General features: G+C 58.7%; 20 protein-coding genes. 12 read left to right on the forward strand and 8 right to left on the reverse strand.

The genetic code is table 11. The features are described from left to right. Positions 1-111: 111 nt before the first annotated feature. The 3 genes from T9A_RS14275 to T9A_RS14285 all read right to left on the reverse strand — a co-directional run bounded on the left by T9A_RS14275 (position 112) and on the right by T9A_RS14285 (position 2302). Entirely contained in the window at positions 112-1032 is a 921-nt protein-coding gene (locus tag T9A_RS14275) for a glutathione S-transferase family protein (protein ID WP_052043051.1), read from the reverse strand. Positions 1033-1101: 69 nt separating this feature from the next. Continuing rightward, entirely contained in the window at positions 1102-1656 is a 555-nt protein-coding gene (locus tag T9A_RS14280; RefSeq protein WP_035249730.1) for a YaeQ family protein, read from the reverse strand. 94 nt (positions 1657-1750) lie between these two features. Beyond that, positions 1751-2302 (reverse strand): TMEM165/GDT1 family protein, encoded by a 552-nt coding sequence (locus tag T9A_RS14285; protein WP_035249732.1) that lies wholly within the window; start codon positions 2300-2302, stop codon positions 1751-1753. Between the two features lie 347 nt (positions 2303-2649). Between T9A_RS14285 and T9A_RS14290 the strand changes: the two genes are divergently transcribed. Then, the gene (locus T9A_RS14290) at positions 2650-2859 is read left to right on the forward strand and encodes a SlyX family protein (protein ID WP_035249734.1); all 210 of its coding nucleotides are present in this window, start codon (positions 2650-2652) and stop codon (positions 2857-2859) included. A gap of 155 nt (positions 2860-3014) precedes the next feature. Here the strand turns inward: T9A_RS14290 and T9A_RS14295 are convergent, their stop codons facing one another. From T9A_RS14295 to T9A_RS14305, 3 genes are all read right to left on the reverse strand, one after another. Further along, positions 3015-3440 (reverse strand): TM2 domain-containing protein, encoded by a 426-nt coding sequence (locus tag T9A_RS14295; protein WP_035249736.1) that lies wholly within the window; start codon positions 3438-3440, stop codon positions 3015-3017. A 120-nt stretch (positions 3441-3560) separates the two neighbouring features. Next, positions 3561-4682: a PilT/PilU family type 4a pilus ATPase gene (locus tag T9A_RS14300; protein ID WP_035249738.1), complete on the reverse strand. Its 1122-nt coding sequence runs from the start codon at positions 4680-4682 to the stop codon at positions 3561-3563. Between the two features lie 15 nt (positions 4683-4697). Beyond that, positions 4698-5732 carry a type IV pilus twitching motility protein PilT gene (locus tag T9A_RS14305; RefSeq protein WP_035249741.1) on the reverse strand — a complete coding sequence of 345 codons (1035 nt, stop codon included), beginning with the start codon at positions 5730-5732 and terminating at the stop codon, positions 4698-4700. A gap of 136 nt (positions 5733-5868) precedes the next feature. Here T9A_RS14305 and T9A_RS14310 point away from each other — a divergent pair, with 136 nt between their 5' ends. The 5 genes from T9A_RS14310 to T9A_RS14330 all read left to right on the forward strand — a co-directional run bounded on the left by T9A_RS14310 (position 5869) and on the right by T9A_RS14330 (position 11431). Beyond that, complete coding sequence (locus tag T9A_RS14310; protein WP_035249745.1) at positions 5869-6552, forward strand: YggS family pyridoxal phosphate-dependent enzyme; 684 nt, start codon at positions 5869-5871, stop codon at positions 6550-6552. Between the two features lie 73 nt (positions 6553-6625). Continuing rightward, positions 6626-7435 (forward strand): pyrroline-5-carboxylate reductase, encoded by an 810-nt coding sequence (gene proC, locus T9A_RS14315; protein ID WP_035249748.1) that lies wholly within the window; start codon positions 6626-6628, stop codon positions 7433-7435. Positions 7436-7731: 296 nt separating this feature from the next. Further along, positions 7732-8280 (forward strand): YggT family protein, encoded by a 549-nt coding sequence (locus tag T9A_RS14320; RefSeq protein WP_035249750.1) that lies wholly within the window; start codon positions 7732-7734, stop codon positions 8278-8280. A gap of 142 nt (positions 8281-8422) precedes the next feature. Beyond that, the gene (locus T9A_RS14325) at positions 8423-9904 is read left to right on the forward strand and encodes a sensor domain-containing diguanylate cyclase (protein WP_035249753.1); all 1482 of its coding nucleotides are present in this window, start codon (positions 8423-8425) and stop codon (positions 9902-9904) included. Between the two features lie 390 nt (positions 9905-10294). Then, on the forward strand, positions 10295-11431 hold the full coding sequence (locus T9A_RS14330; protein ID WP_035249755.1) for a hypothetical protein: 1137 nt from the start codon (positions 10295-10297) through the stop codon (positions 11429-11431). 133 nt (positions 11432-11564) lie between these two features. On the opposite strand, the gene T9A_RS14335 is transcribed toward T9A_RS14330, so the two are convergent. After that, the gene (locus T9A_RS14335; protein ID WP_035249757.1) at positions 11565-13652 is read right to left on the reverse strand and encodes an ATP-binding protein; all 2088 of its coding nucleotides are present in this window, start codon (positions 13650-13652) and stop codon (positions 11565-11567) included. 195 nt (positions 13653-13847) lie between these two features. Here T9A_RS14335 and T9A_RS14340 point away from each other — a divergent pair, with 195 nt between their 5' ends. Both T9A_RS14340 and T9A_RS16705 read left to right on the forward strand, forming a co-directional pair. Then, on the forward strand, positions 13848-14492 hold the full coding sequence (locus tag T9A_RS14340; RefSeq protein ID WP_035249759.1) for a response regulator: 645 nt from the start codon (positions 13848-13850) through the stop codon (positions 14490-14492). A gap of 330 nt (positions 14493-14822) precedes the next feature. After that, positions 14823-17354 (forward strand): hypothetical protein, encoded by a 2532-nt coding sequence (locus T9A_RS16705; RefSeq protein WP_156964912.1) that lies wholly within the window; start codon positions 14823-14825, stop codon positions 17352-17354. Positions 17355-17439: 85 nt separating this feature from the next. Here T9A_RS16705 and T9A_RS14350 read toward each other — a convergent pair whose 3' ends face one another. Next, positions 17440-18363: a hydroxymethylglutaryl-CoA lyase gene (locus T9A_RS14350; protein WP_035249761.1), complete on the reverse strand. Its 924-nt coding sequence runs from the start codon at positions 18361-18363 to the stop codon at positions 17440-17442. Positions 18364-18525: 162 nt separating this feature from the next. On the opposite strand from T9A_RS14350, the gene T9A_RS14355 reads away from it, so the two are divergent. The 4 genes from T9A_RS14355 to T9A_RS14370 all read left to right on the forward strand — a co-directional run bounded on the left by T9A_RS14355 (position 18526) and on the right by T9A_RS14370 (position 21914). Next, on the forward strand, positions 18526-19152 hold the full coding sequence (locus T9A_RS14355; protein ID WP_035249763.1) for a VOC family protein: 627 nt from the start codon (positions 18526-18528) through the stop codon (positions 19150-19152). Next, positions 19149-20312 (forward strand): alpha/beta hydrolase, encoded by a 1164-nt coding sequence (locus T9A_RS14360; protein ID WP_035249765.1) that lies wholly within the window; start codon positions 19149-19151, stop codon positions 20310-20312. The genes T9A_RS14355 and T9A_RS14360 overlap by 4 nt, the downstream gene beginning before the upstream one ends. Before the next feature lie 208 nt (positions 20313-20520). Next, the gene (locus tag T9A_RS14365; protein WP_035249767.1) at positions 20521-21375 is read left to right on the forward strand and encodes an esterase/lipase family protein; all 855 of its coding nucleotides are present in this window, start codon (positions 20521-20523) and stop codon (positions 21373-21375) included. A gap of 86 nt (positions 21376-21461) precedes the next feature. Next, positions 21462-21914: an OsmC family protein gene (locus T9A_RS14370; protein WP_035249769.1), complete on the forward strand. Its 453-nt coding sequence runs from the start codon at positions 21462-21464 to the stop codon at positions 21912-21914. The last annotated feature ends 80 nt before the right edge of the window (positions 21915-21994 follow it).

Genomic DNA, 21994 nt, shown 5'->3' on the forward strand with positions numbered 1-21994 from the left:
CAAAGCTCCCGTTGGAGCTTTACTCGCAAAGCCAAAGATCAGCCGTTAGCGCTGCACAGGAAAAAGCCCTTCGCTTTGCAAGCAAGGCCCCAACGCTTGATCAGTGCTCTGTCAGACCGCGCGGATCACAAACCCCTGGCGCGGCAAATGCACATGCACCCGACCTACGGCGTCCTCGTCCCGCGCCACGATCCAGCGTTCATCGGTGCTGGCCACCAGGGTGCCTTCCACCGGAATGCGACCGTAGTCGTTGGGGACCACGCTCACGGTCTTGCCGATCAGTGCCTGGTCCTGGGTGGAATCGGGCAGTGGGCGAGGGGTGGCAGCCCGGGCCTGCTCCAGGGCCTGGTCGGCGCTGATCTGGGTGCTGTTGCCTTGGCCATAGGCCTGCAGACGATCCAGCCAGGCATTCACTTTCGGGTAGCGTTTGAAGCGCGGTTGTTCCGCCAGGTCACGCTGGAACCACAGGCTGTGGTAGGCGGAAAAATCGCCGGCGTTTGGCGTGTCGCCAAACAGGAAAGGGTGTGATTCCAGTTTCCCCTCCAGATCGGTCAGATGGGCTTCCACCATGCGTTTCATCTGTTTTGGGCTGTTGGTTTTTACCTTGGCCTTGCTGCCCATGGCGATGCGGTCCCACAACAGGCGACCCAGATCCAGCAGCGACGACTCCTTGAGCACCTTGCGCAGCAGAGTCATGTTGCCTGCAGAGATGATGCAGGCGAGGAAGATGTCCAGGTCCACCCTGGCGACAAAATCCTGTACGTCGACACCGGCGTTGCTGGCTACCAGCTCCGGCTTGCCGGCCAGTGCGGCAATCTCCGCGCCGATAATACGAGTGTCGCAGAACACATCGGCGCCGCTCTGTGCCACCGGAATTTTCCGGTAGCCGCCTGCCAGTGGCGCCAGCATCGGCCGTGGCGGCATTTCCCGCACGGTGACGGACTGCCAGTCCAGACCGGCATAGCCGAGCATGGCCCGCACCTTTTCGGAAAAGGGGGACAGGGCGTAGTGGTGCAGAATCAGGTCTGACATGGAGTCTCCGTTGTAAAAGAAATAGCGGCGACATTACTAACATGGGGCGCTTGTGCACTGCGTGAAGATTTAGTGATGGGGGCTGGCACCAAACCAGGTTGTCAGGCCCATCTCCATGGATTGCTCGGTGCTGCCGAACCAGATTTGTCCATCCTGAATCATGCATTGCAGCTGCATGGTGCGCTGCATGAGTGGCTCCAGGGTTGCTTCGCTGTCCGGATCCACATGAACGATGTGCAGGTTGCTGAAGCGGGTCACCTTGTTCTTCATGCTCTCCCACCATACCTGTGGTGCCCGGGCGCCATAGGTATAAAGCGTCACGTGTCGGGCCAGGCCGCACGCCTTGCGCAGGCGTTTTTCATCTGGCATGCCCAGTTCAATCCAGTGTTCCAGAGTGTCGTCCGGATTGCGTTGCCACAGATCCGGCTCGTCGGTGCTGGACAGGCCGCGGGTAAAGGCCAGAGCTTCGTGGGCATTCAACGCAAAGGCCAGCAGTCGCAGCATCATCCGTGATGGGGTTTCCGACGGGTGCAATGCCACGGTCAGGTTGTGGGTGGCGTAGTAGTCCCGGTCCATGTCGGACACAGTCAGTTCGGCTTTGTAGATGGTGGCGGTGAGGGCCATGGGCAGGACTCGCAAACAGGCAGCACGCAACACGCATGCACGCAAAAAGAGGCCAGATTGTATCAGGCTTTATGCGTGTCGCGTGGGGCCTGTTTTACACCAAGGCCCACACCCCGAAGCCTACAAATAGCACGGCACTGATGCGATGGGCCCAGATTTCAAAGCGTTGGCCGCCAAACTGATGTGCCAACCAGATGACCGGCAGGTTGGCGGCGATCATGCCCAGGGTGGAGCCACCCAGCACCGGCCAGAACTGATCCTTGAATTGAACCGCCAGGGCAATGGTGGCGAACTGGGTCTTGTCGCCGATTTCGGCAATGAAGAACAGCACCAGGGCGGTCAGGAAGGGGCCGAAGCGGGGGTTCTCATCCACTTTCTCATCGCCGTCGGGGATCAGCATCCACAGGCCCAGGCCGATAAAGCTGATACCGAGAATCCAGCGCAGCCAGTCTCCGGGAATGGCGCCGGCCAACCAGTCACCAAACCACACCGAGGCGCCATGGTTGAGCAGGGTAGCCACCACCACGCCAGCCAGAATCGGCCAGGGTTTACGGAATTTGAGGATCAGGGCCAGGGACAGTAGTTGGGTCTTGTCGCCGATTTCGCCAAGGGCAACCAGCAGAAAAGAGCTGAACAGGGCTTCCATGAACGTTTCCAGAGGGGCGGGATTGCGACACAGAGACACCACCGGTCAATCCCGCCCCAGCGGAATACCAGCGATGTCTCAGGTCTCGTCAATCCGGAAGGACGCGGACGCGGCCACCATGCGCATGCGGCGCAACTATGTTGATGACCGCCAAGGGGTGAAAACCGAGCGACTACTCCCCCAAGACGGGCAAACCTTAGCGGCATTATTGCGTGCGGGCAAGTACAATGGGGCCAATGTTAATGACACACATTGTAGGAGCTATGCTTGCATGGCGAACCTGCTTGCGGTGATCGCCTTCGGCGGTTCGCCATGCAAGCATGGCTCCTACAGTAAGAGGGTACTTCATGAGCGACGCAGAACGGCTGGTCGATATCGAAACCAAGCTGGCCTACCAGGAAGACCTGGTCCAGCATCTGAACAAGGTGGTCAGTGACCAGCAGGGCAAGATCGACGAGCTGGAAAAGGTGTGCCGCAAACTGGTGGACCGGGTATTGGATTTGTCCGAGGAAATGGCTGCGTCACGCATTGAAGATGCACCGCCGCCGCATTATTGAGTTGCAAGTTTCAAGTGACAAGTTGCAACGCGATAAAGGGTTTTTCTAAGGTAAAAGCAAAGAGGCCGCGCCCAACCTTTGGGCGCGGCCTCGTCAGTTCAAGTTCGCAATAATATTGTCCGCGTTGCAACTTGATACTTGAAACTTGCCGCTCTTCAGGCAGGAACCGGCTCGCCCTGGGCGGTTTCGCCGTTGCGCTCGGAGACCTGGCCGTTCAGGGTGAACAGATCATAGATTACCCCAAAACCCAGCAGGCCCAGCGTCAGCAGGTAAAGTACCCCGGTGCCGATCTTGCCCATGTAGAAGCGGTGGGCGCCGAAGATACCCAGAAACAGCATCAGCACCCAGGCCACGCTGTAATCGGTCTCGCCGGACTTGAACTGGTTATTGGCGTCCCGGTTCATGCCAGGAATCAGGAAGGCATCCACGATCCAGCCGATGAAGAAGATCCCGGCGGTAAGCATCCACAGCAGGCCGGTGAGCTGGCGACCATAGTAGAAACGGTGGTAACCGAAGATACCGCCAAAAAACCACAGCAGATAGCCGATGGGTGTCAGGTGTGTTTCTTTTTGTTGTTGCATGGGTTTCCCCCTCCATTGGTAAAGTAAAAATCGTCCCTGTTATCGCGGGCAAGGCCCGTCAGTCCCTGACGAGCTCACCCGCGCAACTATTAACTATTCACTGTTAATTATTAACTGCCTTTACTCAGTGTCCTCGATACTCAATCCCCGCGTGGCGATGTCCAGGCTGGAGGAATCCGTCTCGTTACCCAGCTTGATCATCAGACGCAGGTCATTGGGTGAGTCCGCGTGCAGCATGGCGTCTTCGTAGGTGATTTCACCAACGGAGTAGAGGTCGTAGAGGGCCTGGTCGAAAGTCTGCATGCCCTGTTCCCGGGACTTGCTCATCAGCTGCTTGAGCATGTGCACTTCGCCCTTGCGGATGTGGTCCTGTACCAGCGGCGTGCCCAGCAGCACCTCGATGGCGGCGCGGCGGCCCTTGCCGTCCGGGGTGGGGATCAGCTGCTGAGCGACGACGCCTTTCAGGTTCAGGGACAGGTCCATCCACAGCTGGCCGTGACGATCTGCCGGGAAGAAGTGGATGATCCGGTCCAGCGCCTGGTTGGCGTTGTTGGCGTGCAGGGTGGCCAGGCACAGGTGACCGGTTTCCGCGAAGGCAATGGCCTTGTCCATGGTTTCCGGGGTACGGATCTCGCCGATCAGGATCACGTCCGGCGCCTGACGCAGGGTGTTCTTCAGTGCCACATCAAAGGACTCGGTATCAATGCCCACTTCACGCTGGGTAACGATACAACCCTGATGCTGATGGATGAATTCGATGGGGTCCTCAATGGTGATGATGTGGCCCTTCGAGTTCTTGTTGCGATAGCCGATCATGGAGGCCAGCGAGGTGGACTTACCGGTACCGGTGGCGCCCACGAAGATCACCAGGCCGCGCTTGGTCATGGCCAGTTCCTTGATCACTGGCGGCAGACGCAGGTCGTCCACATTGGGGATCTTGGTTTCGATACGACGCAGCACCATGGCCACCAGGTTGCGCTGGTAGAAAGCGGATACCCGGAACCGGCCGATGCCCCGGGCGGAGATGGCGAAGTTGCACTCGTGGTGTGCCACGAATTCCTTGCGCTGCTGTTCGGTCATTACGCCGAACACGATGTCCCGGGTCATGTCCGGGGTCAGCGCGCTCTTGGTCACAGGCAGGATCTTGCCGTTCACCTTCATGCTGGGCGGCACACCGGCAGTAATGAACAGGTCGGAGCCGCCTTTCTGTACCATCAGTTTGAGGAGCTCTTCGAATTCCATCTGTTCTTCTCCTCGTTAGATTGAGTCCGGGCTCTTGGCTTTTTCGCGGGCCACATCGCGGGCCACGAGGCCTTTATTGACCAGACCCTGCAGGCACTGATCCAGGGTCTGCATGCCCAGCGCACCGCCGGTCTGGATGGCCGAGTACATCTGCGCCACCTTGTCTTCGCGGATCAGGTTACGGATCGCCGGTGTGCCCATCATGATTTCGTGGGCGGCCACCCGGCCGCCGCCGTTTTTCTTCAGCAGGGTCTGGGATACCACCGCCTGCAGGGATTCCGACAGCATGGAGCGGATCATGGATTTTTCTTCGGCGGGGAATACATCCACCACCCGGTCAATGGTCTTGGCAGCGGAGGTGGTGTGCAGGGTGCCGAATACCAGGTGACCGGTTTCCGCCGCGGTCAGCGCCAGGCGGATGGTTTCCAGATCCCGCAGCTCGCCCACCAGAATGATATCCGGGTCTTCCCGCAGTGCGGATCGCAGGGCTTCGGAAAAGCCGAGGGTATCGCGGTGGACTTCCCGCGGGGTGACCAGGCATTTTTTCGATTCGTGCACGAATTCGATGGGATCCTCAATGGTGAGTATGTGCTCGTAGCGTGAATCGTTGATGTAGTCGACCATGGCCGCCAGGGTGGTGGACTTACCGGAACCGGTGGGCCCGGTAACCAGCACAATGCCCCGGGGCATGTCGGAGATTTTCTGGAATACCTTGCCCATGCCCAGGTCTTCCATGGTCAGCACTTTCGAGGGAATGGTCCGGAATACGGCGCCGGCACCCCGGTTGTGGTTGAAAGCGTTGACCCGGAAGCGGGCCACGCCGGGCACCTCGAAGGAAAAGTCGGTTTCGAAGAATTCCTCGAAATCCTTGCGCTGCTTGTCGTTCATGATGTCGTAGATCAGCGCGTGGACTTCCTTGTGCTCCATGGCCGGCAGATTGATGCGGCGCACGTCGCCGTCCACACGAATCATCGGTGGCAGACCGGCGGACAGGTGAAGGTCGGAAGCGCCGTTTTTGGCGCTGAAAGCGAGCAGCTCGGTAATATCCATGGGTTTCTACTTGCGTTGTCTGGTATTGAAAGGGAGCCCGAAGCCCCCTTTTGTTATTATGGCGAGCGCCGGAAATTGGCTTTCTCAGAAATTCGTCGCATGCCTAAAGTAACCCGACCTCTTGAGCCGTTCAATAATGACAGACTCCAAAAGCCCACTGATAGAGATCAATGCGCAAATTAGTGCAATTTGTGAGCAATCCGGCCGTGATTCCGGCAGTGTGCAGCTTCTGGCGGTCAGTAAGACCCGTACAGCGGACGAGTTGGCCCGCCTGGCTGACCAGGGGCAGCGGCATTTCGGCGAAAACTACCTGCAGGAAGCCCTGGAAAAGATAGCGGCACTGCAAGGCCGCGACCTGGTGTGGCACTTCATCGGGCCTATCCAGTCCAACAAGACCCGCGATATCGCTGCTCACTTTGACTGGGTGCACTCGGTGGACCGGCTGAAAGTGGCTCGTCGCCTCAGTGAGCAGCGACCGGCAGAGCTGCCCCCGCTGAATGTCTGTATTCAGGTGAACGTGGACGACGAAGACAGCAAGAGCGGTATTGCGCTGGAGGCGGTGCCCGCCCTGGCCGCCGAGATCGCCACTCTGCCCAACCTGCGTCTGCGTGGCCTGATGGCCATTCCCCGGGCGGACAGCGGGGACAACAGCCGGGGTGCTTTCCGACAGCTCGCCATGACACTGTCACAATTGCGCAATACAATGCCGTCCCTCGATACGCTCTCCATGGGCATGAGCGCGGATTACGGCGTGGCCATCGAAGAAGGCGCCACCATGGTTCGTGTGGGCACCGCCCTGTTTGGTCCGCGCACCGCCTGACGACAACAGAGCCGCGTCGTCAGCGCCTCGGGGCATCGTACGCGTTACAACACAAGACAAGGATTGCGCAGTTATGGCACAGCAAAGCATCGGATTTATCGGCGCCGGCAACATGGCCACCAGCCTGGCCGGCGGCATGGTGGCGAAAGGAATTCGCCCCGCCCGCATCTGGATGAGCGACCCCTCCCGGGATCGTCTGGAAGAGGTGTCCCAGCTGCACCGTGTGCACGTGAGCACCGAGAACCGTGACGTGGCCGGCCGGGTGGATGTGCTGGTGTTAGCGGTGAAACCACAAATGATGCAGGCCGTGTGTGAAGATCTGCGTGACCTGATTGCCGATCGCCAGCCGCTGGTGATCTCCATCGCCGCCGGTGTCACCGTGGCCAACCTGCGAAGCTGGCTGGGCGAGACGCCGATTGTGCGTTGCATGCCCAACACGCCGTCGCTGGTTCAGGCCGGTGCCACCGGTCTGTATGCCGCTGAGGGCGTGAGCGATGAGCAGAAAGCCATGGCCAAGGAGATCCTCGGCTCCGTGGGGCTGACCTTCTGGTTTGCCGAGGAAAAGGAACTGGATGCGGTCACCGCCGTCTCCGGCTCCGGCCCGGCCTACTTCTTCCTGTTGATGGAATCCCTGATCGAAGCCGCCAAGGCGCAAGGGCTGGACCCGGCCACTGCCCGCCAGATGGTGCTGCAGACGGCCTGGGGCGCGGCGCAACTGGCCATCGCCAGTGAAGCGGGCCCGGATGTGCTGCGCCAGCAGGTCACCAGCCCCGGCGGCACCACCGCTGCCGCGCTGAACGTGTTCGAGGAAGCGGGCTTCCGCGAACAGGTCCAGGCCGCCGTGGCGGCGGCCCGGGAGCGTTCGGAAGAGCTGGCGGGGTAAAGCGTTTTTGTAGGAGCTCCTCTTGAGGGGCGAACCACGCGTCATCGTGGAAATCGCCCGCAGGGCGATCAGGAATATCAGCGCTTGGCGGGTTCCATTGCGAGCCCGCTAAGCTATGCGGCCTAGCTACGTTCGGTTCGCCCCTCAAGAGGAGCTCCTACAGTGCTTCGAAACAGCCCGGGGCAGCATGATCCAGGTTATCGCGCCGCCAGCGACGCTCCTACAAGCAACTGCCCCTTTGAAATTTCCGCCCCTTGCCCCAAACTCTTAGCCTGTTGCGAACCACGGAGTAATCCATGAACCCCCAGGGCGCCCTGTTTTTCCTGCTGGACTTTGTTTTCAGCGCCTACATCTTCATCGTACTGACCCGCTTTGTGCTGCAGCTGGCCCGGGCGGATTTCTATAATCCCATCTCCCAGTTCGTGCTCAAGGCCACCAACCCGCTGCTCAAGCCCCTGCGTCGGATTATTCCCGGCTACGGTGGGCTGGATATTGCCGCGCTGGTACTGGTGGTGGCGTTGATCATCCTCAAGACGGTGATCCTGCTGAGCATCCAGGTGGGAGGCTTCCCCAGCGGTATCGGTGCCGCCCTGGTGCTTCATGCCCTGCGCGAACTGGCCAGCCTGATTCTCAATTATGTGTTCTGGACAGTGCTGATCCGCGTGCTTCTCAGTTGGGTGGCCCCGGACCCCTACAGCCCGGTGGTACGCATCATTGTGCAAGTCACCGAGCCGATCATGGCCCCGGTGCGCAAGTTGCTGCCGCCCATGGGTGGGTTTGATCTCAGCCCGTTGTTTGTACTGTTGGGCATTCAACTGCTGCAGATCCTGTTTCAGCTGCATTGATGGCTGCCGGGCCCTGCTGTTAATGGCTGAATGGCAGGATCAGGCGATGGTCAATATGCCGTTACGTCCAGGTTTTCATTTTCCGGCTGCCCGACAGCCAGTAGAGTGATCTTTCTATCAACGGACTTCTCAGGACCGCACAGTGGATGATCTGCGGGATTTCAGCGTGACCAGCATGCGCGCGCTGCATCAATTATCGTTACAGGATCGGACCGACCTGCCCGCCCTTTTTCAGGCTTACATTAAACGGGGCTGCGAGCTGCTGGGGCTTTCCATCGGCATTGTCAGTGAGATTCGTGATAGCCGTTATACCGTGTCGGCAGTGGAAGGTGGCGGGGCTGCGATCCGCAGGGGAGAGGTGTTCGCACTGGGTGAGACCTACTGCGAATCGGTGGTCAGCAAACGCGGTACGGTTGCCCTGCATCACGTGGGTGCGCTGGAGAAAATGCGCAGCCACCCGGTTTATCTGGGAATGCAGCTGGAATCCTACATCGCCGCGCCGTTGCGCGATGGCGACGAGATTGTCGGCACACTCAATTTCAGTGATACCCAAATTCGCCCTGAGCCCTTTACCATGGAGGAGCTGGAATTTGTCGAGCTGATGGCCGAGAGCCTCAGCCATGCCCTGGCACAGGATCAGCTGCGTTGCCAACAGGGCCAGAACTATCCTGCCCGGGAAGCCAGTGAAGCCCTGTTCGAGGCGGCCTTCCAGCATGCAGCCATTCCCATGGCCATTGTGGCTCCGAATGGCCGATGGTTGCGGGTCAACGATGCCGTCTGTGACCTGCTGGGTTACTCCAGCGTTGAACTGCTGGGCATGGACTTCCAGAGCATTACCCACCCGGAAGACCTGGACAAGGATCTCGCCCACGTGCAATCCCTGCTGTGCGGGGACAAGAACCAGTACTGGATGCAGAAGCGGTATTTTCACCGAAACGGTGAGCTGGTGTGGGCACTGCTGGCGGTGTCCATCGTGCGTAATGCCGATGGCTCTCCACGCTGTTTCCTGTCTCAGATCAAGGATGTCTCTGCTCAGCGTGAGGCCGAAGCGGCCCTGCAGGCAAACCGTGATGAGCTGGAACAGCTGAACGTGGAGCTGGCCGAGCTGGCGCGCACCGATGGCCTGACCGGCCTCAGCAATCGTGCGGTGATGATGGAATTGCTGCGACAGGCTCACGGTAGCTGCACCCGCAGTGGCGAACCCCTGGCCTGCCTGTTCATGGAAGTGGACGGGTTCAGGGGGATCAACGAGGCCTGTGGTCACAGCGAGGGGGATGCCCTGTTGTCCACCCTGGCGGTCTGCCTGCGCGACGTAGTAGGAGGCAAGGGCACGGTGGGCCGCTACAGCGCCGATGTCTTCATGGCCCTGTTGCCCGAGCACGGCATTAACCAGGCGTTGCAGCTGGCTGAGGGCTGCCGGCAAGCGGTGGCCAGTTTGAGCGAGCTGCCCCGGCCGGTCACTCTCAGTATTGGCGTAGCAGCCCTGATGCCGGAAGAGGGAGCGAGTCTGCCGGATACCGATGACCTGTTGCGTACTGCCGACCAGGCTCTTTACGCGGCCCGGGAAACCGGAGGTGATGGGGTGCGGGCGGTACGGGTTGAGCGCGCAGGGTTGACGAACTGAAATCGTAGCGCCCCCAGTGATGGATGGTCCCGTTCATATCCGTCGCAACGACGGGAATGATCTCCCCTTCGCCGAATTGCCCCCCTGTTCAGGGGGGTCACGTTCCACAAATAGCCAAGTAGCATGTGACAGACTTCTCCTCCAGGGAAGTGGTCATGGCAATGGAGCTGTTGGTCTCAGACTTGGCCGGCAGGGATGCCTATTAAGCTATCTGGCGGCTCCTTTCCCTTTCCTCTCCCCTTGGATGAAGGCCGTTCATTTTCTTCTGGCTGAAATGCGGATACGCCGTGTATGACCCGTTCCAAAAACCGGCAACTGCGGCGCGGATTAAATCGCCAGTGGGAAGCGTTGGGCGACTAAAAAATCCAATTACATCCATGGGGTAAACACATGAAAATGATGTCAGGGAACAAGACGATTTCGGCGGTGGCGTTGGCCACATTGGTATCCGGTTGTGCGACCACTGTCAGTAAGGCGCCCAGCTACGATGCCAATGGCAGTGCGGCCAGCCAGGCAGACAGCTTCATTGCAGCAGAAAACGAAAAGTACATGTCGGGTGTCGACAAGGTCGGTGTTTTGTCCTGCAATGTCATGTTCGGGGTGAACAGTTCTGCATCGGCTTCTACCAGCGGTGGTTTCCGGTCTGATGCCACCCGCGCTACAGGCACGACCCGGCGCTCCGATGTGACGGTTTCAGTTACCTATGCTGCCAAAGGTGTGGATGAAGCGGAAATGCAGCGCATTGCCAACGAAGCCTGTGATAACGCCGAGAAGCAACTGTCAAACGCGGGTTTTCAGGTAGTGCCACACGCCACCATCAAGGCAAATCCTCACTACCAGGCAATGCATGCAGAAGGCCGTGAAAGCCCCTTTGAATACAAAGGCAATGCCGGTACCCGGTATCTGGTATTGGGGCGAGAAGGAGAGAGCATCTCTGATCCGCGTTACATCGGCACCGCCAGCGGTTTGGGTCAGGCTTTTAAGGCAGCCGGAGGCAGTTCCGCGCAGCAGCACGAAGGTCGCCTCATGAAGGATCTGAGTCTGACCGGCGTCAACGTTAATATCCTGATTGACTTTGCACAGCTGGAATCAGACGGGCACAGCAGCTTTGGCGGTTTTGCCAGCAAGGATTCCGCAAAGGTAGATGCCACCATTCAGTTGGCCGCGAGCGGTGATGTGCGCTTCCAGCCGCTCTCGAAGCAAAAATGCTGGAGCCGTTTCGGCAAGGAAGAGTGCATGATCAAGCCCAATCACATGCCGGTTTTCAGCACCACCAACGCCTTGGCTACGGCCAACACCTTCTACAGCAGCATTGAGGATGTCACGACCACAAGTGACAAGCTGACTTCCGGATTCACTAAAAGCCTGGGTTTTTTGAGTGCCATGAGCGGTACCTCCAGTTCCACGGCCAGGGATATTACCCGTTATCAGGTTAACCTGATTCCTGCGTCCTATGATGCAGAGAGCAAGGAGCTGGCAAGTGGATTGCTTGAGATGGCGGCTAGCAAGGCAGCGTCATCCCGCTAATCAGGGCAGAGAACGGGCCGTATTTCGGCCCGTTTTTTCGTTTATCGTCAGAAAAAAATGCGAAGAACGTCCCGCACTGAAACGGCATGTTAGCGAGAGAAAAAATGGCGGGCACTTCCCCGCCATTTTTTATTTATCTGTTAACAGGAACGGATAGCAAAACCTGCCAGTGTTGATCCGCAATACCAAATTCGAAGCCGCCACCGATCTTGCTCGCGCGGAACTGCATGATATTCAGTCCTCGTTGTGGCCCGGGCGTGGCTGACGGGTCGAGTCCACTGTTGGCGATGATGATATTCAGTTTGTCAGTATCGCCATGCAGGGTGACAGACAGGAGGGGCGTCTCGGAATGCTTGAGAGCATTGCTCACCGCTTCACGAATAATGCGGGTGGTTTCGCTGAATTGCATCGCGTGTAGCGTGGCGGGGATGATGTTTTCGTTCCACTGCAGGGTAACGTCGTGATCCCTGCAGCGCCGGGAGGTTTCTTCGCGCCATTGCGAGGCTGCGGCATCCAGTGACAGGGCGTGCCCTTCCATGGCCTTGAGCAGATCACGCAGATCAGCGATGGCTTCGCGAACCAGCGGCTTGCTATCAGCAGGAGACTTATGCAGCAGGTGCAGGAGTTTGGCGCCGAGATCATCATGCATGTCCCTGCGAATGCGATTGCGTTCCTCGCTGGCACCCTCTTCGCGAGCTGTACGTGTCTGATTGACCAGCGTGTGTAGAGCCAATACCAGTTTGCTGGTTTCCACGTCGTGCCGACTGAAAACCCGTTGCCCGTCGTGGGGGTGAAGTAATTCGAAATGGTGGGGTTCTTTGGAATCAGGCACCAGCAAACGGTTGCCGTTGTCCTCAATGCTAACGTTTGCCACAGGCCCCTCTGCGCGCTTTAGGGACAAGGGTGAGAATACCGCTTGCAGAGCGGCTGCAATGCCGGACTGTTCCGGGGCGTTCTGTTGCTCCTGCAACATGGCAGGCAACGCCTGGGACAGCCAACTGTCCAGACCCTGCCGCTGATTGCGGATTAGTTTGCCCCAAAGGTACTGCCGAACCGGGAAATACAGCCAGCCAATCAGTGCCACGGAGAGGGCAAGCGTGGCAGGACCGGAGAGGGTGAGCAGGGTGGCGAGCAGCAGGTCGGTGAGCATGATGACCAGGCCGCCCAGTAGCCAGGACCAGAGAGAAAACCACCAGGGTTCCAGGTTGAAAAGACGATGGCGCACAACGCCCATGGCCATGCCCAGGTACATCAGCAGGAAGGTGGTAAACAGCAGTCCCTGGGACGCCGGGGTTGGCATGGTCAGCATGGCAGGAACAATCATGCCGCCTGCAAAGAAAACGGTACCCAGAACAATGGACAGCACTGTCCAGCGCAGGGCGATGCGATCCTGCCGATGCCCGCGTGTTTTCCAGGCCTGCCAGAATGCCCCTCCCAGGCCGAGCAGGAAAATTCCCATCACCCATGAATGGAAGCCGGCGGCGGGGGTGGTCACCAGTTGAGCCTGATCGACCACAATGGCAACGGCAAATAACAGATAGAACATGCCGCTAAACCAGATCGAGGGTGCCTGGCGCGGGTAGTTCCACAGAAAAGCGCCCAGTGAAGCGGAGAACAGCAAGGCACCGAAATGGTTGATACCAGAGAGCAGTGCAAAAAGCTGTCCGGGCATGAACAGTTCACGGGTGCTGTAGATGGCGGCGGCAGAGGAGAACAGTACGTAGCTGAGCCCGGTGAGGGCAAAGGAGTTAATGGCAATGTCGCTGCGTGCAGGCACCCACACCAGCAAACAGATCACCATGCCGGACAGACCGCAGATCAACTGTAGCCAGAACAGTCCGGGCAACGACACCAGAGAACGTGACGATGATGAAATCGCCACTGCATTGCCGTTTTCATCCTGCAGCGACAAGCTTCCTGATGTCAGGGCACTTTCCAGGAACTGGTGGGCACGGAAGAAATCATTCATTGCCGCATAACCGGGCAGCACATCCGGTTCTTCCAGCAGCAATATCGGGTCGGCGGGAATGCGCTGCCGGTCGTTACTGAACTGTGTCACCGAAATTTCTCGGCCATCCTCAAGGGTGGCAACAATGGTATCTTTATCGGTCCGAAAGTGAATTTCACTGACAGGCAGGGACAGTGCGACAATGATGGTCATCAGCCCGTAAGCGACCACCAGCAGAAAGCCCATCGCAATCCGGGTCTTGAGTGAAAACATGAAAATCCCTTGTCTGATGTGGCGCCCTCGCCCCCTTGTTTTGGGGGTTGCTCCCATGGGCTGGTACTTATTATAACTGTCTTCAATGAATGACTAATCAGTGTCATCCACTTTTCCTGATTGAGCTATATTGCCTGCCTGAAATTATAATCTGGTTCTAGTAGGACGCCCAGTCTTATCACATGGAGTGTAAGCATGCTGTCAGTCAAACAGGTGTTGATCGTGGAAGACCTCCCTGATGTGGCTGACTGGTTGCACCAGCAGGTAGTGATCATGCTTGATCCAGATCAGGTGCACCGCGCCAGCAATCTTGCCGATGCTTCCCGCTGCATGGAGCAGCACCGATATGATCTGGCACTGATCGACCTTGGATTGCCAGATGGCAGTGGCATGTCCCTGGTGCGTCCATTCAAGAAAGCCAACCCCGCCGCGCAATGCATCATTACCACCATCTTTGATGATGCCGAGCATCTGTTCGGCTCATTGCGAGCCGGTGCTGATGGCTACCTGCTCAAGGACGACACCGAAGAGGCGTTTGCTGGCCACCTCTCCGGTATCCTGCAAGGGCGGCCACCGCTGTCCGCCTCCATTGCCCGACGTTTGCTCGAGCACTTCCATCCGCTTGCCGGTGAGAAGGATGTGGCCCTGACGCGTCGGGAGCAGGACATGCTGACACTGATTGCCAAAGGGTTAAGCGTGAAGCATGCGGCAGAAAAACTGGGTATTTCCCATTACACCGCAGCAGGATACATGAAGGATGTGTATGCCAAGCTGCAGGTGAATACCCGGGCCGAGGCGACACTCAAAGCCATTCACATGGGATTGGTTAATCCGTCCTGACGGCCTGTTCAGTGGGGCGATTTCCAGCGTTGTGCAGCCAGCGGCAGACGTTTGCCGGTGAGCAAGCCGGACACGAGGCCAGCAAAAAATAGTCGTGCCGATACCCTCCCAGCCGCGGAAAACCAGAATACGACAGCGCCGACAGGTGCGTTTCGTCAGTCACCTTGTCGTTATTCCGGTCGGTAGCGAGCCTGCCCCTTTCTGAACATGCCTCCTGATTAAATAGTGATGTGCTTATTTATGGTACCCCCATGTTTGGGGGGTGCTGCTGTTGCCCGTTCAATCCTATGCTGAGGTATCTATTTCAAACAGGCAGTGTGGGGATCGGGTATGCAGCCAATCAAAGGGAAGTTGATTTTTGGTGCTGGACTGTTGGGCGTCATCCTGACGATAGCAGGTTGTGGCGGGGGAGGAAGCAGCGGTAACGGCAGCGCAGCAAACGGTGGTGGTCCCGCCGCACCATCGTCATCCAGTCTTGCCGGTACTGCGGCAGTAGGCGCTGCCATCCAGACCGGTACCGTAACCGCAGAATGTGCCGATGGCAGCGGGTTCACCTCCACCGTGACTACCAATGCCGATGGCACCTGGAGTGGCAATGTAGGGAATGCTTCACTCCCCTGTGTGCTCACGGTGACCGGAGGCACCCCCCCGGTTACCTTGCGCAGCTATGCCAGCCAGCCGGGGACGATCAACATTACCCCGATCACCGACATGGTGCTGGCGCTCACCACCGGCCTGGCGGACGGTAGCTGGATTGCCACACCGGCCAACTGGCCAGATGCCAGCACCATTGCCAGCAAGAAAACCGAGCTGCTCGCCGCCATGACCAATGCTGGCTTTACCTTGCCTGGGGGAGATCCGTTCAGCACAGCCCTGGTGATTGGTGATGCCTGGGATCAGGTGTTGGATGCGATCCAGGAAGCCATTGATGATGACCCGTCCATCGCCGATTACAGCGCCCTGCTGAATCTGGTCAAGGACGGCAACCTGAACCAGTTCCCTGACGCGCCGGAAGATGAAGAACCGGTTGACCCTGAATTGCCAGCGAACCTGGATGTGCTGACCGATTATGCCGGTACCTATACGGTCATTGGCAGCGGCGAGGGAGACCCCGGTTACTGCGCAAGCTGTGGCACCGCCACGCGCGATCATGAGCGTGGTACCGTCACAATTTCTCCGCAGGGCGATATTGATTTCGATACCGGCATTAGCTTTACCGTTGACGATATTGTTGAAATTTACGATCGCAAGACCGTTGACGCGGATCGTCGGGTGGCTGTGAACTATGGTCAGTCAGATAGCGATGAGCGGGTTCGTCTATATCTCAATACCGATCTGGAAGTCATGGAAATCATTCATGACGACGGTGCCGGTGCAACCACTCGCGCCTTAATTCAGGAAGAGAGCACTGATCCGGAGCCGGAGCCTGGCGCTGAGTTGCTCGACATGCGCAATGGGGTTGCCATTGTGCATGACGGTAAGGTGTGGGCGATGGAACAACCTTTTATTGAATCGTTCATGGCGACCACGGCCAAGCGTCAGATCCGGGCGCATAACTATGACAGTGATTTCAACACCATCGATACCAAGCCGTTTAATGGTGATGATCTGATATGGGCCCAGGTGAACGTGGCACATGGGATGCTAGGCACCCAGTTGTGTGGTACCAGCACGGGAGTATCGTTGCTGACGGTTGATTATGCTTCTGCACCGCCCGTTCAGAAAACCTGGACTGCGACCGAATGCGAACTGGATGTGGATTATCACTTCAGCAACGGTGCCACGGAAGGGCACATCATCAGTGCCACGCTGGTCAACAACAAGGATGACGACCAGGTCACCCTGAGCGGTGGCCAGTTCCGTATCTTTATTCATACCGGCACGGAAGGCGAAGCACCGGCCCTGACAGACGAGGTCTTTTGGGATATCACTATTGATAATGGCACCCGTGAGATGCGTTCCGGACATTTTCTGGGTGGCCGTCCGTTGCTGGATGGTTCGCATCCCGATCACGCGCTAAAGCTTAGAATTCAGGCTGGCAGCAGCATCAGCCCCAGCGCAGGTGAGTACAGTTGCGATGATGGCGACACAGAAGTGACCCTGAAGATGGGCTGGATAACTATTAGCGATCCGCTGTTCAAATTCCAGAGTGCCAACGGCGGTAACTGCACCGTAACCATCGAGCAGAACGCCGGGCGAAAGTATCTGGGTTCTTATACGGCTACCCTGTTGGGCCCCAGTAACGGTGGTGGTGCGGCATTTGGTTCCGGGTTGGCTACCGGCGATATTGAACTGCCAGCTGCCGAGCGGACCCTGGTGGTGCACGGCAAGTTCCGCAACTTCACCACCCAGACTTTCCATGCTGGCAACAATGGTGATGATGGTGTGCTGGGCAGTGAAGCCGAGGGGGTGAGCATGACCATCGACGATGGTAGCACCCATTTTGTGGCCGGAGAGCGGTTCCTGCTGGCATCGGAGGTGTCGTCCAATGGCAGCAATGGCTACTTCTTCCGCCAGTTTGATGATCAGGGATTCCCGAACAATCAGATGCGGATGGTGTGGTCCAACATTCCCATGCAGGTCGGAAGCTTTACCTGCAACACGGAAGTCGGCGGTCTGAAACCGACCATGACGATCTCTACCCCGGCGGATATTCCATACGGTGCCACTTATACCCAGTCAGGCATTCAAAACCTGTCTGAAGGGGCGTCTTGCACCATCAATGTCACCAGTGTCAGCGATGGTCTGGTAGAAGGGACTTATATTGCCACGCTGGTAGCGAGGAATATGGGGCCTGTCCTGCCGGACAATGATAATTCGATTTCGTTGTCAGGTGAGTTCCGCTATCCGTATACCCCCTGATAGCAGGAAAGTAACGACTAAAAAACGCCGGGCAGTTTTACTGCCCGGCGTTTTTTACAACGGGGTTTGGTGCGCAAGGGGTCGATTACCACAGGCAGGGCGTCTTGCCCTGTTTTTCCTGGGAGGCCATCCAGTCGAGAATGCGTCCGCCCAGCGGGCGCTGGGTGGCTTCGGCGGCCAGTGCCACCGCCTCACGCAGGCCTTCAATATTGATGCCGGTATCCAGACCACAGCTTTCCAGCAGGTAGACCAGGTCTTCCGTGGCCATATTGCCGGTGGCACCCGGCGCGAAGGGGCAGCCACCCAGGCCGCCCACCGAGGCATCGAATTTTCTTACCCCCAGATCCGCGGCTTCCCAGGCCATGGCGGCGGCCAGCCCACGGGTGTCGTGCAGGTGCACATAGAACCGTTCTGCGCCGAAGTCGCGAATCAGCGGCGTCATGATGGCTTTCATCTGCTGCGGGTTGCCGGCGCCGATGGTGTCGGCAATGGCCACCTCGTTACTGCCGGCGGCGAACATGCGCTCGGCCAGCTGCTGAGGCAGGCTCACCGGCACCGGGCCGTCGTAGGGGCAGGCGAAGGCGCCGGAGATATAGGTGCGGGTGGCAATACCGTCTTCCCTAGCCGCCGCAATAATGGTCTCGCAGCTCTGTGCCGCCTGCTCCAGGCTCATGCGCAGGTTGCGTTCGTTGAAGGAATCCGTGGTGGACAGCACCAGCGCCACCGTCGGGTAGCCTGCTTCTTTGGCAAGCTGATAGCCCTTCAGGTTGGGGATCAGGGCGGTGTAATGCAGATGGTCACCCTGTGGCAGCAGAGGGGTCAGCGCGGCGGCGTCAGCCATCTGCGGAATCGCCTTGGGGCTGACAAAGCTCACCGGTTCCAGATAGCGCATACCGGCATCCACCAGCAGCCGGGCCAGCCGGGCCTTGGTGTCCGTGTCCACGGTGACCGGTTGATTCTGCAGGCCGTCGCGGAGGCCTACTTCGTTGATGATTGCCTGGTCTGCCATTTGCGTTGCCGTGCTGCCAATAAAGGGGCGGACAGTTTGCCACCGTCGTCGGCCCGGCGCGAGTGGCCAGAACTGACAGGTTCTTGGTGGTTTCGGTTTTCAGTTCCCGGCAAGCCTGTGGCAACAATGGCACCCGAATACAACAACAATCGGGAGCCAATCATGAGCAGCCTGCCGGATTGCGCCATGCTCAAGCATGTGCACCACAGCGCCTACCGTTGCCGCGATGCGGAGCAGACCCGCTGGTTTTACGAGGATGTGCTGCGCCTGCCGCTGACCCTGGCCATGGTCTTCGATGAAGAGCCGGGCACCGGTCGCAAGATCGACTACATGCACCTGTTCTTCAAGATGGGTGACGACAACTTCATCGCCTTCTTCGACGCCCCGGATGGCGCCGATGAAAAATTGTTCCGCCCGCGCAGCGCCTTCGACCTGCACCTGGCCTTCGAAGTGGATACCCGGGAAGAACTGAAGGACTGGCGTCGCCGCATCAACCAGGCCGGTCGCCCCTGCTTTGGGCCCATCGACCACGAGTTCATCCATTCCATCTATTTCTTCGACCCCAACGGCATCCCGCTGGAAATCACCATCAAGGACGCCAGCTACGAGGCCGTGGTGGCCGAAGACGCCGCCAACGCTCACAGCGTGCTCCAGGGATGGACCGAAAAGACCCGCGCCCTGAAAGAACAGACCTTTGGCGCCGCCGCCCTGGACCTGCGCGGCATCGACATGAGCAAGACAGACTTTTCAAAACTGAAGGGCTCCAGCAAGAAGGACGCGCCGCAATGAGCAAGCATTATGACCGTACCCCCTATCTGGTGACCTTCACCGAGCCATCCAGTTTCAAGGATACCTATGCTGGCCCAATGGGTCTGGTGGCCCTGGAGGCCCATCTGCTCACACCCAGCGCAGGCCCGGGCAAGACCGTGGTGATCTTCATGCACCCGGTGGGCGGCGGCGCCTACCTGCCCATGGTATCGGCACTGGCAAAGGCCGGGCTGTCGGTGATCTATTGCAACAGCCGCTACCGGGGAGCGGACAGTGCCCTGCTGATGGAAAAGGTGGTGGCGGATTTGGGCGCCTGCGTGCGCGATGCCAAAGAGCGCCTCGGCTTTGAGAAAGTGGTGCTGGCGGGCTGGTCCGGCGGCGGCTCCCTGAGTCTGCTCTACCAGGCGGAAGCGGAAGACCCGCAGATCACCGAGACCCCGGCCGGCGACCCCTATGATCTGACCGCACAGAAACTGATCCCCGCCGATGGCATCATGCTGCTGGCTGCCCATGTGTCCCGGGCCATCACCATGACCGAATGGCTGGACCCGTCCGTGCTGGATGAGAACAACCCGGACCAGCGGGACCGGCAACTGGATATCTACCATCCCAACTGCCCCAACCAGCCGCCTTATAGCGATGACTTCGTGGCCCGTTTTCGCCAGGCGCAGATCGACCGCAACCGGCGCATCACCGACTGGGTGAAAGGCAAGTTGGCGGACTTTCGCGCCAAGGGTCTGCCCAACGAGGAATATGGTTTTATTGTTCACCGCACCATGTGCGATGTGCGCTGGCTGGACCCGCAGCAGGACCCCAATCAGCGTCCTCCCGGCACCTGTTATCTGGGTGACCCGCAAACGGTTAACAACGGCCCGGTAGCCTTGGCCCGTTTCAACACCCTGCGCGGCTGGCTGAGCCAGTGGAGCTATGATGATTCCCGCGCCAACGGCCCGGCCTGCGCCGGACGAATCCGGATACCTGCTTTTGTGATTGGCAACACCGCAGACAATGCCTGCACCCCCAGCCATACCCGCCGGCTCTTAGACGGGTTCCAATCAGGACAAGCCACCCTGCGTGAGGTGGCCGGGGCCAACCACTATTACTTTGGTCAGAACGACAAACTGGCTGAAGCGGTGGCGCACTGTACAACCTGGCTGCAAGAGCAGGGGCTGCTTGCCTAGCCGAAGAAAGCCGCCGTTGGAGCTTTGCTCGCAAAGCTAAGGTTTGAGATTACCCTTGGACTTCGCTTTGCGAGCAAAGCTCCAACAGGTAAGGGGGCGACCAATTGTGAATTCTCTTCACACCTTGTCCGACAGTCATACCAGCGGCGCTTCATGGTCCCCGGCACTGGCCTAGCGTCGGTAAAAACAACAACGGAGTAATTACGGGATGGGTCTGATCATTTTTCTTCTGGCACTGGCGATACTCACGACAGTGTCCATCACCCTGTTGTTCTACATGTGCTGGTTCTACGACCGTCGCAGCTTTCCCGAGCAGGCGCAGCTGCCCGGTGAGCAGCCGCTGCGTTTGTTGCCCACCGTGGTGGGCATCATCAAGGAAGCCGCCAGCCTTACCGTGCTGGTGTTCAGCTACCCGCTGCGTCTGATCCACGATGCCTCACCGGTGCGCAGCCGCCACCACGGGGAAACCCCAGTGATTCTGGTGCACGGCTACGGCGGTAACAGCGCCAACTTCCTGTTCATGCAGTGGCGGCTGAAATGGCGTGGCTGGGGCAATGTGTATTCGGTGAGCTACACCCCGCCGCACATCAACGCCCGCAAACTGGCCCAGCAGGTCAACGACCATGTGGAGCGCATCCTCGCCTCCACCGGTGCGCAAAAAGCCCATATCGTCTGCCACTCCATGGGCGGGCCGCTGACCCGCTACGCCCTGAAAAACCTGGGTCTGGCCGGCAAGATCGACCGGGTGATCACCCTCGGCAGCCCTCATTATGGCTCGCGCATCGCCGGCCTGTTCCCGGCCCAGGGCTCTGCGGCGCAGATGCGCTACCAGAGTCCCTTTGTGCAGGAGCTGGCAGAAGGCGGTAGCTGCCCGGGCGGCGCCCGTTTCTTCTCCATCTACTCCAACCTGGATAACTACGTGCTGCCGGTATCCACCGCGGTGCTGGATGGTGCTGAAGCCAACATCAACGTTCCTTACCTGGGGCACTGCGCCTTGCTGTACAGCAACCGCGTGCTGGATCAGGTGGAGCGCTGCCTGTTATCGCCGAAGCCGGAGGTTTGATCCACGACAATCTTGCATTGGCGACCCGGCAGTATCATGGTTGAAACAGGAGAACAGAAACCTTGATGCAACAGAGGGAGCGAATCATGAGTGAATACGGTGCAACGGTCGCCTGGCATCTGAAGCCGGGCGCGTCGTTCGATTACGAACACTTCAACCGGGGACACGAGTGGACTTTCGCCGGTGGCGAAGTGGTGCAGGCCTCGGCCTCACCGGAATACTTCGGCAGCGGTAACAGGGTGAACCCGGATGAGGCAGTAATCGCCGCCACGGCAAGTTGTCACATGCTTACCTTCCTGTCGATTGCCGCCAAACAGGGCCACAAGGTGCTCAGCTATATCGATCAACCAACCGGCACGGTGGAGAAGGGTAGCGACGGGCACCTGGCCATCACCCGCATCGTCCTGCGTCCGCGGGTGGTGTTCGATGATGGACAGGAACCGGAAGCCGCTGCCTTGGACAAGCTCCACGCCAGTGCCCACCGCAATTGTTTTGTGGCCAATTCCCTCAAGGCCGATATCAGCATCGAGCCGATCTGATGTAACCCATCGCTCCTGCGGCGGGAAAGTCCGTTGCAGGGGCGGAAGCGGCGTTAGCGCCCGGGAAAACGGTATACAGC

Origin of the sequence: Alcanivorax jadensis T9, from assembly GCF_000756655.1 — a bacterium.
Classification (GTDB): Bacteria; Pseudomonadota; Gammaproteobacteria; order Pseudomonadales; family Alcanivoracaceae; genus Alcanivorax; species Alcanivorax jadensis.

What these genes read in the sequence shown, in the direction of transcription:
- T9A_RS14355 (WP_035249763.1), top strand. Translation starts at nt 18,526, where the DNA reads ATGAGCAGCCTGCCGGATTGCGCCATGCTCAAGCATGTGCACCACAGC.
- T9A_RS14310 (WP_035249745.1), top strand. Translation starts at nt 5,869, where the DNA reads ATGACAGACTCCAAAAGCCCACTGATAGAGATCAATGCGCAAATTAGT.
- T9A_RS16705 (WP_156964912.1), top strand. Translation starts at nt 14,823, where the DNA reads ATGCAGCCAATCAAAGGGAAGTTGATTTTTGGTGCTGGACTGTTGGGC.
- T9A_RS14320 (WP_035249750.1), top strand. Translation starts at nt 7,732, where the DNA reads ATGAACCCCCAGGGCGCCCTGTTTTTCCTGCTGGACTTTGTTTTCAGC.
- T9A_RS14275 (WP_052043051.1), bottom strand. Translation starts at nt 1,032, where the DNA reads ATGTCAGACCTGATTCTGCACCACTACGCCCTGTCCCCCTTTTCCGAA.
- T9A_RS14280 (WP_035249730.1), bottom strand. Translation starts at nt 1,656, where the DNA reads ATGGCCCTCACCGCCACCATCTACAAAGCCGAACTGACTGTGTCCGAC.
- T9A_RS14290 (WP_035249734.1), top strand. Translation starts at nt 2,650, where the DNA reads ATGAGCGACGCAGAACGGCTGGTCGATATCGAAACCAAGCTGGCCTAC.
- T9A_RS14295 (WP_035249736.1), bottom strand. Translation starts at nt 3,440, where the DNA reads ATGCAACAACAAAAAGAAACACACCTGACACCCATCGGCTATCTGCTG.
- T9A_RS14370 (WP_035249769.1), top strand. Translation starts at nt 21,462, where the DNA reads ATGAGTGAATACGGTGCAACGGTCGCCTGGCATCTGAAGCCGGGCGCG.
- proC (WP_035249748.1), top strand. Translation starts at nt 6,626, where the DNA reads ATGGCACAGCAAAGCATCGGATTTATCGGCGCCGGCAACATGGCCACC.
- T9A_RS14305 (WP_035249741.1), bottom strand. Translation starts at nt 5,732, where the DNA reads ATGGATATTACCGAGCTGCTCGCTTTCAGCGCCAAAAACGGCGCTTCC.
- T9A_RS14300 (WP_035249738.1), bottom strand. Translation starts at nt 4,682, where the DNA reads ATGGAATTCGAAGAGCTCCTCAAACTGATGGTACAGAAAGGCGGCTCC.
- T9A_RS14335 (WP_035249757.1), bottom strand. Translation starts at nt 13,652, where the DNA reads ATGTTTTCACTCAAGACCCGGATTGCGATGGGCTTTCTGCTGGTGGTC.
- T9A_RS14285 (WP_035249732.1), bottom strand. Translation starts at nt 2,302, where the DNA reads ATGGAAGCCCTGTTCAGCTCTTTTCTGCTGGTTGCCCTTGGCGAAATC.
- T9A_RS14360 (WP_035249765.1), top strand. Translation starts at nt 19,149, where the DNA reads ATGAGCAAGCATTATGACCGTACCCCCTATCTGGTGACCTTCACCGAG.
- T9A_RS14365 (WP_035249767.1), top strand. Translation starts at nt 20,521, where the DNA reads ATGGGTCTGATCATTTTTCTTCTGGCACTGGCGATACTCACGACAGTG.
- T9A_RS14350 (WP_035249761.1), bottom strand. Translation starts at nt 18,363, where the DNA reads ATGGCAGACCAGGCAATCATCAACGAAGTAGGCCTCCGCGACGGCCTG.
- T9A_RS14340 (WP_035249759.1), top strand. Translation starts at nt 13,848, where the DNA reads ATGCTGTCAGTCAAACAGGTGTTGATCGTGGAAGACCTCCCTGATGTG.
- T9A_RS14330 (WP_035249755.1), top strand. Translation starts at nt 10,295, where the DNA reads ATGAAAATGATGTCAGGGAACAAGACGATTTCGGCGGTGGCGTTGGCC.